This window comes from Reichenbachiella agariperforans (assembly GCF_900142205.1).
Taxonomy (GTDB): Bacteria; Bacteroidota; Bacteroidia; order Cytophagales; family Cyclobacteriaceae; genus Reichenbachiella; species Reichenbachiella agariperforans.
Genome location: NZ_FRAA01000007.1, coordinates 207,678 through 225,001, shown reverse-complemented (window position 1 = coordinate 225,001; position 17,324 = coordinate 207,678). Strand labels below are relative to the sequence as shown.

Sequence of the window (17,324 nt, the reverse complement as noted above, 5' to 3'; positions counted from 1 at the left end):
TTATTTCAATACTAATTTCCTTGTTAAAACTTCCCCCTGGTTGCTCACACGAATCAGGTACACACCGCTAGGGAGTACAGAAGCATCCACGAGCATCACCTCCTGATCAATCTTTGCTTCTTGTGCTACTTGTCCCGATAGTGTCATGATTTGCCACTGTCCACCGACAAAATCAGGGGCCACTTCGAGGCGGACACTATCAAAACTTGGGTTGGGATATACTTTCATTTGTAGGCTGGTTGAGGCTATTTTGTCCTCAAGTCCCAGCACAGGATTCGAGCGATCGACTTCACGACTAAACCCATACACCTGCATGGCGACACTGCTCAGATGTCCACCTTCATCTGCGAAAGTCACTTTCACTTCGTTGCTATTTTGCAGCTGTTGGTAGGGCACAGGGATTTCTATCACTCCAAAAAAACTGTCTCTGTCCGCCTGATCATCTCCCCGAAAATCTACCGGCACATCTAGTGCGAACCCGTTGACTAGAACGGTCGGCACGAGAGACTTTCCATGTGCTCTGCCCAAGCCTAGACGCAGCATGGCTTCACCATGATCCCCCAACTGCACTCCCGAAATCGTAAAAGTAAGTGGCTCATTGGCATGGATCTCTTGGAGGTAATCCGTCGCATAGTATTTCGTCTCCACTGAAGTTTGGTCAATACTCGGTGCCTCGTTCAGCGTCAGTTTGAGTATCATCGTGGCTTCACTCTCCAAGCTCACAGCCTCAGGTAGCCCTTGTTGATTGGATTGCTCAAGTACAGGCACCTGTCCCTCTAGGTAGAGGTGCTTGAGATCTGTCTCTTCCACTACAGCAGTCGACAGCCCTAGCGCGTTCAGCTCGATTTGGACTGCTTCGAACTTGAGGTTGTTGAGAATCACGTAAGCTGTCTTGCCATCAACATAGGCATCCACCAATAGGTCTAGTGAGGTGGCATAGCTGTCCACACGTGTACCCTTGACTTCAGACCATAGCTGATAGGTCTTGACCATGTCCGAATAGACCCACTCTCCTGTATAGGCCTGTGGTTCGTCTGCCTTTCGCATCAACCGGTGGTTGTAAGTATCGTCCACCCCATTGGTGCCCCATTCTGCCTTGACAGGCAAAAAATTGAGGGTCTTGTTGATGATGTTTGCGCGCTCCATGAACTGCATCATCATGGAATTGACGGATTTGAGATGCAACCAATCTCTGTAGGGAGACCAAGCACCGAAATAATCGTGCATCTGAGCCCCATATTCGGAGATCATGAACGGCTTCACTTCTCCAAATTGCATATAACTGTATTGCTCCATCAAATCGAAGGTTGCCTCCATGTTGCTGCCCTTTCGGTAGCGTTGCTTACCATTGTTGATCGAGGGAAAATCATAGAGATGGATCGTCCAATAATCCATTTTATCGCCAGACATATCCATGAAAAGCTTCCACCTTTCATTCCATTGCGCGAACCCTCGATTTTCATGGTCAGGAAATGCAGTACAAAAACCACCGATCAAGACATCGTCATTGTATTTTCGGATTTGGTCGGCGACTGCATTGTGAAACCTGAAGATCTTCTCCGGTTCATCTGTCCCAAAATCAACAAGATGCCAAAGTGGTTCGTTGATCACCTCTACATAAAGTGGCTTTTTGGCGCCTGTTGTACCTCCCGTACCATAGCTATCTCGAATATAGCGCCCCATGTACTCCCCAGTAGCTGTCCCAAAAGGCTCTGCCTCAGTATCTGCTTCTGAAAACGCCCATCCCCGGTTGGTCTCTTGACCATCAGGCCAAAAGGGGTGTAACTGTGCCGCCAGGATTTGGTCATTTCTATCCTCATATGGATGCCAACTGGTCTGTGCAGCATAATTATTTTTGACTGTCGTACCGTAGCTCTCGATACCCGCAGGATCTGCGAATCCAGGACGAGCAGGGTCTTCGTCGGTATTGCTATTGAGCGCCCAGGAGATGCCTCCTGTATCACGCCCTAGGTACACATCGTACCCGTTCAAAAAGTCGTTTCTTAGGTCTGTTGTAAAATTGTCTCCGTCCCATTCTCGCTCCGTTGTATTGGCGTGAATCGCGACGAATTTGTTTCGGTCAAACTGGTCAATTTGGCCGACTTGGTGTTTGAGGTCGAGGTTGATATCTACGCGTACCTGTGCCTTGGCACCTATCGCGAGGCATAGCATTCCACAGGCAATATGTAAATATTTCAATCCCATGATTTATTCAATTTATTGTGTGATGAAATTAGGACATAGCGCTTCTGCATGTACACCAAAAAACTGTACAATAACTAGACAACACATATCCCTATCCTATTCAAATAGATTTGCCCCCATTTGAAAAAATAAACCGGGGCGGAAGCCATACAACCGCCCCGGTTTTAAATAAACTATTATATGATTTATGGTCTTAGTTCTACTTCGGTAACTGTCCAATCATCCATATAGAAAGTGATTGATTCAGCATTGCCTGCATTACTTCCTCTGATAACTGGGCTAATCGTAGCATCAGCACCAAAACTCTCGAAGGTGGTTCGTGCATAAATCCATTCGCCAGTAGCAGTAGTTGACAAGAAATTGAACCTTCCAGCACCCCAGTTTGTCGCTGGTTGATAGAAGAATATTAAGTTTGGCACCTCTCCAGCCATATCATCGATATTGCCCAAGGACTCTACATAAATCCAAACACCTATTTCGTAAGTTTTACCACTCTTCACATCAAATGTGAATTTATTTCCATCAGCATCAGTGTTAGAGATTATCATACCGCCGGCTGGTTGCATAGTAACTTTAGCGCTCTTGTTACCAGAGTGTGCTCTCACAGAACCTACTGCCAGTGTATACTGATCCCAAGGAGCTCCCCACCACTGGTATGGCCAATTGGTATTACCATCAGCTGATTCCTCAAAGTCATACTGCACACCAGAACTTTCGCCTGCCAACACATTAGTACCTGGCTTAAAAGTCATCACCACATCAGCAAAAGCATCTGCAGTCACTAAGTCTGTGGTTTGCATCACACCAGGTGTATAAGAGACTGTAACTACATCATCTCGATAAAATCGCTCCCCTTCTAATGTCAACAAAACCAATGTACCATCATTAGGATCAACAGAAACGCCAGAAACTGTCGGAGAAAATACAACTCCGCCATTTGCGATACTCACTTCAAAATCTGTGGCATTGACAGAGTTAGGATCTATCTCCCTACTAAATGATAACTCAACCATATTTCCACGATCCTGAACAGCATCTAAAGTCACAGGGTCAGTTGATGGAATCACCTCTATAAAATCAGTAAACGCAATTGTATCACTTCCATAAGGTCTATCCCTATACCCGATAAACTGTATATCAAAAGTGCCTATCTTTTTGTATTGGACATTTGTTTCATCAGCAGTACCATCAGCCATTTGATTGCCATCGTATTCGACGACAGAGGGAGACCCTCCACCAAATGTCCAATATAACTCTTGTGGTGCACCTTCAGCTAGGTAAGTAAACCTTACAATTTTACTAGCCGTCACCTGGTTTTTAGCTCCATCAGACAAAACCAACTCTGCACCAACTGTCCCGTCATCATTGATATGGTGAGCAGTAAAGCCCATAGAAACTGAATCAAGTACTGTCACCATAATGGTCGTATCATACGAAGAGTTCAATACATCCTCTCCTACGAAAAAATCACCATCAAACTCTTGGTGCAATTTCACCTCATGCATACCTGGCTCGCTAAACACCACTTTGATGTTAGACTGATCAGAAGCGGCCACACTATCATCAGACACGATATAGCCTATGCCTTCGGGAACCGTCCATTCTCTGGCTAGTACGCCTGAAGAAACATCCCCAAACGAAATTTCCCCATACACCTGTACCTGATTAGCGAATGTAGTTTCAGAACTGTAAACTACGCTATTCTTCGCTCCAGCATTAGGAGCTTCATATTCCTTGTCGCAGGCAGTCATTCCTAGTAAAAGGAATGAAGCTGCAGCGATATATTTCAATAAATTTTTCATTGCTAAATTCTCTTTAGTTTGACTTACAATCCTAGGCCTGCATTGATCTGCTTCTCTCCAGTCGGTATTGGAAAGTAGTTATCACTAGCTGTATAGCTACCTGCCGATACCGCATAATCAGGACGAATCCTCTCAGTAATCATCAATGGAGGTTGACCCTGAATGGTAGCAAGGTTATTTTCTCTCCAAACTTCATCTGCACGAAGCGTAGTGAGCTGATTGCTTACAATATCCCATCTCACTAAGTCCTTCCATCTGTGGCCTTCAAAGCACAGTTCAATAGGTCGCTCGACTAGCATGATGTGCGTAAGTAGGTTATCAGCTGTCGGAGCTACCATATCAAAGGCTCCGTGCACCTGAACACTTCTATGCATTGCGGGGAAGGTGTTTCCATTATCATTCAGATATTGCTGAATGGTCAACACACCCGCTCTATCACGTATCATATCAATGTAGCTGATGGCTTCAGCCACTGCTGCATTTCCCTGATCATTCAAGATAGCTTCAGCATACATCAGTAGTACGTCCGCATATCTGATATGTCTAAAGTTGATACCTGAACGCTGGTTTCCATCCTCGATCTCCAAATGATACCAGTTGGAAAATTTCTTCACATAAGCACTCTGCCCAAAAGCCCATCCTGGTTTGTCTCCAATCGGCAAGCCATAATATTCACCATCACCGTTGATTGGTACAATGCTCGCATACATACGCTGAGAGAAAGTAAAACCATTGTTTACAGTTTTAGAAGGATCGATTTCATCATACACCATCAATTCATGGAGATAATAGGAAGAAAGTACCGTGTTGTAGCCTCCAAAATTGAGCTGAGCCATAGAAATGTTCAATGCCGTAGCTTCCGATCCCGTCTCACTTGGAGTATCGTCTATTGTATTTCCATTCACTCCTGGTTTTAGTACGTCAGAATAACTCACTTCGAAAATTGATTCACTATTGAATTCATTTTCATGTGTAAAGTTGTCCATATAGCTAGCTGTCAAACTATAGATTTGTGAATCGATGACTTCTTTGAACTGTACCGCAGCTTCGGACCAACTCTCATCGTATAGGTACACCTTACCCAATAGCGAAGTAGCGGCACCCCACGAGACTCTACCCAAATCATCTCCCGTCCAAGATATTCCTTCAAGGTTTGCCTTTGCGAATTCCAAGTCTGGTACTATCACCTGAGTCGTCACTTCATCGATAGATTCGAATGGCTTCTCAAAATCCTCATCGGTCACTGGCAGGGCAGTATGGATCACTGCGCCTCCGTAGGTATGAGCAAGTTGAAAGTAAAAGAATGCTCTCAAAAACCTCGCCTGTCCGATGACTAGGGCTTTCTCTTCATCTTCAATATCAGCATCTGCTATATAATGAAGCACTTGATTGGCTCTAAAGATACCGATATACAGCTCGTTCCATTTATTCTGTACATGTTCAGTCGCATCAGTAAAATTAAGCTCACCAAATGGGCTCTGAGGATACCAATTTTCTGTACCTGCCAAGTCGCCTTGTACCATCTCATAACTCAAATTACCACCACTTACAGATGGAAATTGAAGCGCACCATAAACGGTATTCAGCGCTTTCTCAAAATCATCGCTCGTTTCCCAAAACACCTCTGTAGTGATGGCATTTGGATTCACCTCTGTCAAAAATTCGTCCTCATTACAACTCATATTGAGCAGGAAGACAGGTATCATTAATATATATATAAGTTTCTTATTCATCTTTCTACACATTTAGGATTAAAACTGTAGTTGTAGACCCGCCAAGAATTTTCTTGTAATCGGGTAGTTCCCTTGATCAACACCTCTAGTGAACAAACCATCACCACCGACCTCAGGGTCATACCCCCCATAGTTGGTAAAAGTGAATGGGTTTTGAGCAGTGAGATAGAATCTCAACTTGTTGATTTTATCATTAAACACACGTTTTGGAATTGTGTAACCCACTGTAATATTTCTGATTCTCAAGTAAGTACCATCCTCTAAAAAGAAATCAGATCTAGCACGCGTGTTGTTGTGTTCCTGATTACTTCTAGCCATAGGTATATCAGAATCAGCATTTTGCGGAGACCACATGTAGTATAAGTCCTTGTGACGAGTCGTGCCATATGCGTAAAGCTTTGCTCCGTTGTACACTTCTGCACCATACGAGTAATAAGCCTGCACATAAAAATCAAAACCTTTGAACCCGGCATTAAGCATTAGCCCCGCCTCAAACTCTGGCATACCAGACCCTGCATATACTCTATCCGCATCGTCTATGGTGCCATTACCAGCATCAGGTACTCCATCACCGTCTGTATCCACTGTCAGCTGATCCTTGTACATCATGTCTCCCATCATTGCGCCTGGATCCAATAGCTTGTATTCATCCAATTGCTCTTGGTTTTTGATTACTCCTTCATGCTCCAGTAGGAAGAATGCTCCACCTTCATATCCTTCAGAAAGGAAAGTAGTAAAATCAGTTCTTTCGCCACGTGAAGTAACTGGACGTCCACCACCGTATGCAATCCCTTCCACTCCATTCAAATCTGTTACTTCATTCACATTTTTAGTGAAGGTACCGTTGACACTCCATGTCAAACCAAATTCTGTTTCGTCTCTGTATCCCAGTGCTAGTTCAATACCTTTGTTTTGCATATTTCCCGCATTGATAGTACGTACATCGTACGCACCAATCGCACGTGTCTGCCAGGTACCTGACGATGGAGCTAGCCTTTCTGACAGTAACATATCCTGCTTATCGTTCAAGTAGACATCTGCATTAAAATTCAATCTCCCTTCGAACATGTTCATATCCAAACCGATATTTCTAGAAATAGTGGTTTCCCACTGAATCAACGGATTAGCGTATCGTCTTTGAATAGCACCAATACCGAGAGTCTCTGCGCCTTCTGGGCCAAATGGGTAGTCGATACCACTTTCGATAGTCGCAGCATACTGATATGGAGCAACGCTCTGGTTTCCTAACTCAGCATAACTCCCTCTCACTTTCAAATTGTTGATAAAGTTGAGCCCTGCGTTTTTGAAGAAATTTTCTTCGCTGATATTCCAACCTGCTGATACTCCATAAAATGTATTGTATCTATTTTGCTCTCCGAAAATAGAAGAACCATCGTATCGAATGCTGGCAGACATCAAGTACTTTTCGTTGTATCCATACTGGACACGAGCCATTTTACCTACGATGTTCTGAGTGGATTCTGTACCTGTTGGTTTAGTGCCTGTAGTTCCTGCACCGAGTACTTTGGTATCATTACTCAATAGGCCTACTACACCCACACCCGTATTTTTATTTTCGAAGTTTTCGTAAGACAATACCAAAGTGGCTCCCACGTTGTGTTTACCAAACTGACGGTTGAATTTCAAAATGTTTTCAAGCGTGTTTTTGGTAGAAAATATATACTCTTCATTAAGCAATGCATTTAGGGTAGAACCTGCAGGCTGCAGTCCTCCATCAATACTATAAGCCAGATACTGAGGTCGGAAGAATTTTCTTCTGTAATTCCAACTATTACGTCCTAGATTCACCTGAAAGCTCAATCCTGGGATGAACTCATACTCAAGGTTGATTGCCATATTATTGCTATTGACAATTCTATCGTCTTCGTTTTGCAGCTGTCTAGCCAAATAACCAAACTGAATAGGATTGTCAGAAGGGACTAAAACTTCATTGGTTCCAATGTTTTCTATGTCATTAATCCCTCTTTGCCATGGTTTTTGAACAATGGCCAGCTCATACAACGCCCAAGGCTCCTGCTCTGTGTTCTCTTGGGTCATAGCCAGAGTAGCAAAAGCACGAAACTTATTCAGTTTGTATTCACCACTCAAGCGCGTAGTAAAACGATCATAACCAGAATTGATCAACACCCCATCTTGCTCAAAATAGTTGGCATTTAAACTGAAGGTGAGGTTTTCTTGTCCTCCGCTCACGTTGAGGTTATAACTCTGCATTTTGGCATTGTCATTCTGTACATCCCCTACAAAGTCCGTATCATAATCCAGAGCGTCTGGAGTAAACTGGAAAATCTGTGGTTCCTGCCCTATTGCTTCCAGTCTTACTTCCTCCACGTACATTTGCTCCTTTGTATTCATCAAAGGAGTCCCTGAGGTAATGTTTTGAACCCCTCCGTATGCAGAAAAATCAACTTGCATACGACCTGCTTGTCCTCTCTTGGTCGTGATCAAGACTACTCCATTAGAAGCCCTTACACCATAGATAGCCGCCGCAGCTCCATCTTTCAATACTTCGATAGATTCGATTTGCTCTGGAGCAACGTTAGGATCACGCTGGTAAGGGACGCCATCTACGACATAGAGTGGACCCAATGCACCTGCGCTAACCGAACCAATACCTCTAATCTGAACATTTGATTTTGCACCTGGACGGCCACTGGCTGCTTGCACGTTTACACCCGCAATTTGTCCCTGCATCGCATCCCCAATATCCGGAGTAGCATTTTTCAACAGCTCTTCAGATTTGATCGAGGCAACTGCTCCAGTTACTTCTTTCTTTTTCTGAACCCCATAGCCTACTACTACCACTTCGTCCAGTTGCTCCACATCAGTGACAAGACCTACGTCAATACTTGATCGTCCTCCTATCAGTACATCTTGCTTCAAATAGCCTATATAGCTAAACACAAGAGCTTCCGCATCAGCTGGCAACTCCAAACTATAGTTACCATCCAAATCTGTAACAGTACCGACAGTCGTACCTTTTACCATCACGTTGACCCCCGGAATCTCCGAGCCATCCCCATCATCTGTCACTTTACCTACTATTTTGGATTGCGCGTGGACTAGATTGCTCATGCCCATACACATCACTAAAAAGAGGCAACATTTCATTAATGTAAATAGTCTTTTCATTCAATTATGCTTTAGTTAATAATAAATAGTAATCCGACAAAACCGAAACACTCTGAACAGTATTCGACAGATATATTTGACCTTATCGACAAATCAAATATGGAATATATCATAACTTTATCCTTACTTTGGCACTATACACAAACTGAACAAGGGGTATTTTTTTGAAGAAAAAAACTAGACAATACCATGAAAGAAAACACACTATCAACTGATATACAGATAATTAACAATAACAAAACATACATAATAGCACCAAAACAAACTAGACAACTATTACTTACACTATGTCTTGTCATGGGAACACTTTGTACAGTCTATTGTCAAGGTTTTCAAAAAAACAGTACCGATTCACTAGCTCACCAGCTACTAGACAAAGCGCTTGAACTAAAATTTCAGAACCCCGATAGCTCTACTCTACTCTTCAAGATGAGTCAAAACAAATTCATCCAAGCCAAGGATACTGTAATGCTCATCAAGTGTATCGTAGAGCTCTCAGATCTATATGCTCACAATGGTAATTTCAGTGCATCCTACGATGGGTACTGGGAAGCACTCACCCTAGCCGATGCATTAGACAATCAAATGGCCAAAGCCTCCATCGAGTCTGGCCTAGGGTGGCTTTACATACTATACCAAAGAGACGAATTGGCAATTCACAACTTCAATAAATCCCTACAGATACGAAAGGAACACATCCAAAAAACAGGAGAAGGTCAAGAAGGGCTTATCTCAGGATACTATCCATTAGCTTCTTTATATCGAAAAAGAGGGCAGTATAACCTAGCCAAAACCTACCTAGACAGCTGTAGCTTCATCAAAGTAAATGACCCGACACAGCCATTTGGATCTGCATTTATCACTGCAGAACTCGGCTATATTCGTTTTCTAGAAGGGAAACCAAATGAAGCCTTAAAAATACTCCTCCCCATCAATGCACACCTTACCCAGTATCACCATTACTATTTGGTCATGTATCATTATTTCTTAGCGCAATGCTATCAGTCCTTACATCAATATGGGTTAGCTGATGAATACTACCTCAGTGCCATTTCAGCTGGTATCAAACACAAGAGTCATGCTGATCTACTTCCAGATGTGTATGAGACCTACTCCGATTTCTTATTCGAAACGGGAGACCCCAGCAAGGCCTACGAAATGCTTAAAAAAGCGAAAGAACAAACAGAGCGTCAATTTGGTAGTCGTAGTGAAAACAACAAATTCCTTCTTGAAATCAAAGATGAGTTTCGAATGGCAAAAGAGAAACAACTGCAACAACTTCAGGAACAAAAAATAAAACAGTTTGAACAAGAGGATAAAATATGGCGACTAAAATCCTATATTCTCTATGGCACGATTGGTTTCATGGTCATTCTCATTTTCCTGATATACCGATTTTTCCGTTCTAAGTATAAAGCCAAAAAGAGACTTCTCGACGAAAAAAGGACCCTTGAAAGACAAAAATCAAGAGAAGTTCTAGAGGTCAAAAACAAAGAACTCACAGCTTCCGCTTTACAAGTTATCCAACGAGAAGAAACCCTCGAAGAACTCAAAAAACAACTTAATGAGCAAAAAGAAAATCCAGACAAAAACAAACTCAACAAACTCGCAAAAAGCATCAATACCACTACTAGCAATGACTGGAAGGAATTCGAAGCACGCTTTATATCTGTCAACAAAAGATTTTATAAAAACCTGCAAAACCAATACCCTAACCTCTCCCAAAGCGATAAGAAAATCTGTGCCCTCATCAAACTAAATTTCAGTAGTAAGGACATGGCAAAGCTTCTAGGAATATCAGTAGAGAGTGTACATACGACTAGATACCGCCTTAGAAAAAAAATGAACCTCGACAGAAGTGATAATTTGGAGGAGATGATTGCGGGGATTGAATAGTCAGTTTTTCAACACTGACTGAGTCGTCTAGACGTTAATTATTGCATTAGTCCCCTGACATCAATAATTGTATTTGACATCAGGGGGTTAATTTTACGGGGAACTATACCAACTGAAAGATTTTATCCATGGGTACCCACTTTTGCCCCTCATCGGCCCAGGGCAAGGGGACCTGAAACTGATCCATTAGAGACTCCCATTCTTGCACCTTGGGGTTACCCGCATCCATTTCAGCTTTTAGATCTGGATCAAACGTTTGATCTACTTCCATAATCATAAAGAGACGGTTGCCCGTACAATATATCTGCATATCCAAAATCCCAGCAGACTTGATGCTATCTGTGATCTCTGGCCAAGCATTCCCTGACGCATGATACGCTTTATATTTTGAGATGAGCTCTTGATCATCCTTGAGATCAAGAGCCAAACAGTATTGTTTATTTTGATTCATTCTTTTCTTTTGAGATTTCACCATACATCGCTACTACAGCCAAACATACCAAAGGCACGATAAACGCAAAGTTCACCTCTGGTATCCAGCCCAAAACATCGACATCTGCGAGTCCAGACCCTCCCATGTCCAGAATCGTACCGAATAGCAGCGGGCCAAATGACCCACCTACGATGGCCATCACCAAGCCAGCAGATCCTATTTTCGCTTCGTCTCCCATATCCTTGAGCGCTATTCCATAAATAGTTGGAAACATTATTGACATGAACATGGATGTCATCACGAGTGCAAAAAGTCCAGGCATACCTCCTGCCAATATGGTCACGAGCAAACAAACCACTCCTCCAATACCAAAAACATGGAGCAACTGAGCTGGCACAACCCTCTTCATCAAGGCAGTACCTATCCATCTACCTGCTAAAAACATGATCATGGCCGCCATGTTGTACCACGTAGCAGTCACCTGTTCATCTGAAGGCAAACTAGCATTCAGGTGATCTACATACTGATAGATATAAGTCCAGCACATAATCTGAGCCCCTACATAAAACATCTGTGCTACTACACCCAGTACATACCTCTTGTTCTGAAACAACAGACTAAAAGAGTCTCCTAGCTTCATCTTTTGATGTTCACCAGTAGTTGGAATTTTGGTCACGATCACTACCACTAAAATGGCAAGCACCACCACTCCTAAGCCGATGTACGGCAAACTAATCACTCCGAGATCATTGACTCGTATGGCAGCTTTATCGGCAGCAGATAGTAGATCGTAGCTTTCTGGAGAGTATCCCGACGAACGCAGCGTCCCTATCACCAAAACCTGCGCCATCAACATCCCTGTCAGAGAGCCTATAGGGTTAAAGGCTTGGGCAAGATTGAGCCTGCGTGTAGCTGTTTCTTGATCTCCCAACGCCAGTACCAGAGGATTAGAGGTCGTTTCTAAAAAGGCCAATCCACAAGTAATTACCCAAAGAGAAATCAAGTAAAACTCAAAACTCTCCAATTGGGCAGCAGGGTAAAACAAAAAAGCACCTACTGCATAAAAAGAGAGACCTAGTATGATCCCAGCCTTGTAACTAAATCGACGAATAAACAACGCCGCTGGCATAGCCATAAAAAAGTAGCCAAAATAAAAGGCAAACTGAACCAATGACGCCTGGGTATTGGACAGTTCGGGCATCACTTTCTTAAATGCCGACACCATGGGATTGGTCAAATCATTGGCAATCCCCCAAAGTGCAAAAAGAGATGTAATAATGATAAAAGGGAAAAGGTACTGCTTTGATACTACGGGTATCTTTTTCATAATATTTAGTCTTTCTGTAAGTGTTTGATTTAGTGAGCAGGTAGCAACGCTCTATCGAGATGCACATAGCCTCCATCCACAAATATGTGCTGTCCTGTGGTATGAGAGGATAGTTCAGAAATCGTAAACAAAGTCTGATTGGCTATCTCTACTGGCTCAGTCATTCGGTTGCCAAAAGGGATCTTATCCTTGATTGAATTCAACTTCTGCTCACCATCCTCCAGTGTCTTGATCCATTCTTCATAAGCTGGTGTATAACTCTCGGATATAATCAGGCAGTTGACTCGTATATCATATTGGATCAGATCCACTGCCCATTCACGGGTTAGCGCCAGTACGCCTCCCTTTGATGCAGCATACCCTGAGGTTCCTCCCTGACCTGTATAGCCTACTTTAGAACCAATATTCAATATATTACCTTTCGACTGCTTCAACCATGGCAAACAATACTTGGTCATCAGAAAATAACTAACCATATTGAGTTTGAGTGAATCCATGAAAGCCTCAAGTGATTCCTCCAAACCTGCCCCATCATTCACTCCGACGTTATTGATCAACACATCAATTCTACCGTACTTTTCGCCCACTGCTTCTATGGCAGATGCTATCTGCTCTGGCTGGGTTAGGTCTGTCGCTATGAACATAGCATCTCCCCCTTTTTGGTTTAACTCGTCCACATAGCCTTTTCCCCTCGTGTTACGATCCACGATGATTGGAATAGCTCCCTCTTCTGCTAATTTTCTCACAATCGTCTCCCCGATACTACCTTTCATACCAGCACCTCCTGTGATCATGACTACTTTATCTTTCAATTTCAAATCCATTATTTCTTTCATTTGATACCATAAAACCTCACGGCATTCTCCCCATAAATCTTACTCTGGTCAGTAAGGCTATAGGATGCAAAATACTGATCCACGACTGACTTAATCACCTCATAAGTACCTCCCAACAGACACACCGGCCAATCCGAACCATACATAAGTCTATCCACCCCAAAGGCATCTACCACTACATCTAGATACGGTACAAAATCATCATACCTCCAGCGAGTCCAATCTGCTTCGGTAACCATACCAGATAGCTTACACATCACGTTGTGATGACTTGCTATCTGCTGCATATAATCCTTCCATTCATCAATCTTACCCGCTTTGATATAAGGCTTGGCGATGTGATCAATCACGAAAGGTTGCTCGGGATGTCGCTCAATTGTCTCCAATGCAGCCTTCATCTGAGTAGGAAAGATTAAAACATCATAGGTCAGCCCATAATCCTTCAATTGCGCCAATCCCCTTTGAAAATCCTCTCGAAGCATAAACTCAGGGTCTGGCTCATCCTGTACTACATGACGCACGCCTACGAACTTTTCATTTTTCGAATAATGTGCTAGTCTGCTTGCTACGTCTGGCGATCGCAAATCGACCCACCCCACTACTGCCTTGATAAAATCGTATTTGACAGCCATATCTAACAGAAACTCTGTCTCTGTCTCCGTCTGATCAGCCTGTACAGCAACTGACCCTTCGAGACCGCTGTGAATCAAAACATCTCTAAGATCAGAAGGGAAAAAATCCTTTTGAATCACTGCCATTTCAGCATTGATCCAAGCATGTTTTTTGGTATTATATTGCCAAAAATGTTGGTGTGAATCTATTCTCATGATTTGAGTAGTTTTTGTATGTTTCCGTCTAATATTTCACTCAAATATCTCGCAACGGTGTTAGTCAGGTTAGCGATCTTATTCAAGTCCCGCCCCCAAAACTCTTGATTGCCCAGAAAATCGCTCGACACCTTCGTCAGTGATGCTTCATCATTGTATGCCGACCAAACTTTATCTGCAAAATTGATCACTGCCTGGTCATCGTTTCGCTCAATAGACTTACCAGCTACTTCACCACGATAAAATGCAATGAGTGCTGCCAGTGATATACTCAATTTTACAGGCAGAGAGCCTTTTCTCTCCACATACCCCAACAATGATGGCAAGACCCTTGTTTTAAATTTGGACACTGAGTTAAGCGAAATACTCATCAGCGCGTGCTTGAGATATGGATTTCTAAAACGATCTAGTACGTCGTTGGCAAATGATCTCAACTCTTCGTCTGGAAGATCCAGAGTAGGACATATCTCTTCAAAGATGGCCTGACGAATCCACTCTCCGAACACCTCATCCTCCACTGACTCTCTCACATACTCGATCCCATAGAGATAAGCTACAGGTACCATAGTCGTATGGGCTCCATTGAGAATACGTACCTTTCGTGTACGATAGGGCTCCATATTGTCTGTAAAGACGACATTCAAACCACAAGCTTCTGCTGGGAATTCCTCACGAAACTGCTCTGCTCCTTCTATCACCCAAAGGTGAAACTGCTCCCCTTCTACGACCAACTGGTCCTTGTACCCCAATTGCTGAGTAATCTCGTCCATTTTGTCTTTGGGATATCCTGGCACAATACGATCTACTAGTGTGTTGGTAAAAACATTGTGTTTTTCTATCCAGTCCTTAAATGCACCAGACAGTTGCCACTCCTCTACATATTGCAGGATGATACGCTTCAGATTGTCACCATTTCTATCGATCAGTTCGCAAGGGATGAAGATCAAACCTTTGTCTGCTGCTCCCTCAAAAGCCTCGTAACGTTTGTGCATCAACAAAGTCACCTTGGCTGGAAAACTACTCGGTGGTGTATCATGGATCGAATTATTCTCGTGATAAGCAATTCCTGCTTCGGTAGTATTAGACAGGACAAACCTAAGGTCAGGATTGTCTGCTAGTGCCATATACTCCTCGAACTGCCTATAGGGATCCAACCCACGCTGAATACAGTCTACTATCTCGTGTTCGCTGACAGCTTCTCCGTCTTTGATCCCGTTGAGGTATACAGTGTAAAGACCTTCTTGCTCGTTTAACATTGGAACCAGCCCCTTGTCAATAGGTTGTACAGCAACTACTCCTCCATCAAATCCAGCCTTTTGGTTCATCTGATGAATCATCCAGTCAGCAAATGCTCGGAGAAAATTCCCCTCTCCAAACTGCACAATTCTTTCTTTATAACTCTTCGTTTGATGTGTTGATCTATTTAATTGTTTCATTGTTTTCATTCGTTGATTAAAGTGAGATATCTCGTTTCCAGGGGATAAAGTCATCGTGCCCAAGGCGTACAGCGTGCGGTACCACTTCACCACTGGCCACTTGTATCAAGTACTCAAACAACTCTTCTCCCTTGGACTCTATGGTATCCTCTCCACTGATCACCGTGCCTGCATTGACATCTATCACGTCTTTCATTTTCTCAGACAACTTATTGTTACTGGACAGCTTCACTACCGGTACGACTGGATTACCAGTAGGTGTACCCAGTCCAGTGGTGAATACGATCAGGTTGCAACCTGATCCTGCTAGTCCTGTGGTACTTTCGACATCATTACCAGGAGTACACAGCAGGTTGAGCCCTGGTTTCGTCACTGACTCAGTGTAGTCTAGCACCTCACTAATAGGTGAAGTACCACCTTTCTTAGCTGCTCCTGCTGATTTCATAGCATCAGTGATCAGACCATCCTTGATATTACCTGGGGATGGATTACTTTCAAACCCAGATCCCACTGCGATGGCCTTATCTCCATAAGCCTTCATCAGAGCGGAAAATTTTTCTGCGTCTTTTTCTTCGACACATCTATCGATCAACTCTTGCTCCACGCCATTCAGTTCAGGAAACTCACTCAAAACAGGCGAACCACCCAGAGCTGCCAATATATCAGAAGCATAGCCTAGGGAAGGATTAGCCGATATCCCAGAAAAACCATCCGATCCACCGCACTCCAGTCCTAACACAAGTTTGCTGAGTGGTGCAGGTTTTCTTTCTAGTTTATTGACCTCTTGTAGCCCTATGAAAGTCATCTTCACGGCACCTTCTATAAAAGAGCGTTCACTTTTGCTCTGCTGCTGTTCTAAGATATGAAGCGGTTTAGAAAAGTTTGAGTCCTTTTTCTTAATCGCCTCTTCTAACACTTCAATTTGGGCATTTTGACAACCTAGACTAAGGACAGTAGCGCCAGCTACGTTGGGATTGGTCAAGTATCCTGCGAGTAGGTTACACAGCACCTCCGAGTCTGCACGAGTACCTCCACACCCCCCTTCATGTCTTAGTATTTTGATTCCGTCCACATTTGGAAACACACGGTTTTTGATAATCTCCTCTTGCGACTTGATAATCTCGGTATTGAGAATATCCTCTTGTCCTCCTCCACGCTGCATAACGCGTACCAACTCCTCTGTATTCACGACATAGTCCTTTTCGGTCTGGTAACCGAGAGATTCTGTCAAGGCAGCTTTGAGTACATCCAAATTTCTATTTTCGCAGAAGGTCAATGCAAACACAATCCAATAGTTACCTGTGCCTACCTTCCCGTCTGCACGGTGATAACCATTGAATGTTCGCCCCTGCCACTTGCTCACATCTGGCCCTACCCAATGTTTTTTTTCTCTCTTACCAGAGTACTCTGCAGAAGCATGTTTCATGTTTCGAACCGTGATCGACCGTCCTTGTTCAATAGCAGTGGTCGCTTTACCCACGAGCACACCATACATGTATACTAAGTCTCCCTCAGCCAAATCTTGCAACGCAAACTTGTGTTTGGCCTGCACATCCTCTTTGAGTACCAGAATCGTATCTGCTACGGATATTTCTTCGTTCTTTTTCAAATCCTGAATTGCAACAATCAGATTGTCACGTGGATCGATTTGCACATATCTATTCGACATCTTTGCTTGT

At 43.3% G+C, this 17,324-nt stretch carries 11 protein-coding genes; 1 reads left to right on the top strand and 10 read right to left on the bottom strand.

Features of this window, described 5'->3' with window-relative positions:
* The 4 genes from BUB99_RS16590 to BUB99_RS16575 all read right to left on the bottom strand — a co-directional run bounded on the left by BUB99_RS16590 (nucleotide 1) and on the right by BUB99_RS16575 (nucleotide 8,833).
* Nucleotides 1-2,205 carry a T9SS type A sorting domain-containing protein gene (locus BUB99_RS16590; RefSeq protein WP_084190609.1) on the bottom strand — a complete coding sequence of 735 codons (2,205 nt, stop codon included), beginning with the start codon at nucleotides 2,203-2,205 and terminating at the stop codon, nucleotides 1-3.
* A gap of 185 nt (nucleotides 2,206-2,390) precedes the next feature.
* Nucleotides 2,391-4,007, bottom strand: coding sequence for a hypothetical protein (locus BUB99_RS16585; RefSeq protein ID WP_073124341.1), 1,617 nt, complete (start codon nucleotides 4,005-4,007; stop codon nucleotides 2,391-2,393).
* A 23-nt stretch (nucleotides 4,008-4,030) separates the two neighbouring features.
* Nucleotides 4,031-5,740, bottom strand: coding sequence for a RagB/SusD family nutrient uptake outer membrane protein (locus BUB99_RS16580; protein WP_221407519.1), 1,710 nt, complete (start codon nucleotides 5,738-5,740; stop codon nucleotides 4,031-4,033).
* Nucleotides 5,741-5,758: 18 nt separating this feature from the next.
* A complete protein-coding gene (locus tag BUB99_RS16575) occupies nucleotides 5,759-8,833 on the bottom strand; it encodes a SusC/RagA family TonB-linked outer membrane protein (RefSeq protein WP_245816865.1) in 3,075 nt (1,024 codons plus the stop codon).
* Between the two features lie 486 nt (nucleotides 8,834-9,319).
* On the opposite strand from BUB99_RS16575, the gene BUB99_RS16570 reads away from it, so the two are divergent.
* Entirely contained in the window at nucleotides 9,320-10,786 is a 1,467-nt protein-coding gene (locus BUB99_RS16570; protein ID WP_221407518.1) for a tetratricopeptide repeat protein, read from the top strand.
* Nucleotides 10,787-10,889: 103 nt separating this feature from the next.
* On the opposite strand, the gene BUB99_RS16565 is transcribed toward BUB99_RS16570, so the two are convergent.
* From BUB99_RS16565 to BUB99_RS16540, 6 genes are read right to left on the bottom strand one after another with little or no spacing between them, the layout of a single operon-like run.
* Nucleotides 10,890-11,237 (bottom strand): L-rhamnose mutarotase, encoded by a 348-nt coding sequence (locus BUB99_RS16565; RefSeq protein WP_073124333.1) that lies wholly within the window; start codon nucleotides 11,235-11,237, stop codon nucleotides 10,890-10,892.
* The gene (fucP, locus tag BUB99_RS16560) at nucleotides 11,224-12,546 is read right to left on the bottom strand and encodes an L-fucose:H+ symporter permease (protein WP_073124332.1); all 1,323 of its coding nucleotides are present in this window, start codon (nucleotides 12,544-12,546) and stop codon (nucleotides 11,224-11,226) included. The genes BUB99_RS16565 and fucP overlap by 14 nt, the downstream gene beginning before the upstream one ends.
* Nucleotides 12,547-12,575: 29 nt before the next feature.
* Nucleotides 12,576-13,370 (bottom strand): SDR family oxidoreductase, encoded by a 795-nt coding sequence (locus tag BUB99_RS16555; RefSeq protein WP_073124493.1) that lies wholly within the window; start codon nucleotides 13,368-13,370, stop codon nucleotides 12,576-12,578.
* 8 nt (nucleotides 13,371-13,378) lie between these two features.
* Nucleotides 13,379-14,209 carry an amidohydrolase family protein gene (locus tag BUB99_RS16550; protein ID WP_073124330.1) on the bottom strand — a complete coding sequence of 277 codons (831 nt, stop codon included), beginning with the start codon at nucleotides 14,207-14,209 and terminating at the stop codon, nucleotides 13,379-13,381.
* Complete coding sequence (locus BUB99_RS16545) at nucleotides 14,206-15,645, bottom strand: tagaturonate reductase (protein WP_170863827.1); 1,440 nt, start codon at nucleotides 15,643-15,645, stop codon at nucleotides 14,206-14,208. The genes BUB99_RS16550 and BUB99_RS16545 overlap by 4 nt, the downstream gene beginning before the upstream one ends.
* A 16-nt stretch (nucleotides 15,646-15,661) precedes the next feature.
* The gene (locus tag BUB99_RS16540) at nucleotides 15,662-17,314 is read right to left on the bottom strand and encodes a UxaA family hydrolase (RefSeq protein ID WP_073124326.1); all 1,653 of its coding nucleotides are present in this window, start codon (nucleotides 17,312-17,314) and stop codon (nucleotides 15,662-15,664) included.
* Nucleotides 17,315-17,324 lie beyond the last annotated feature (10 nt).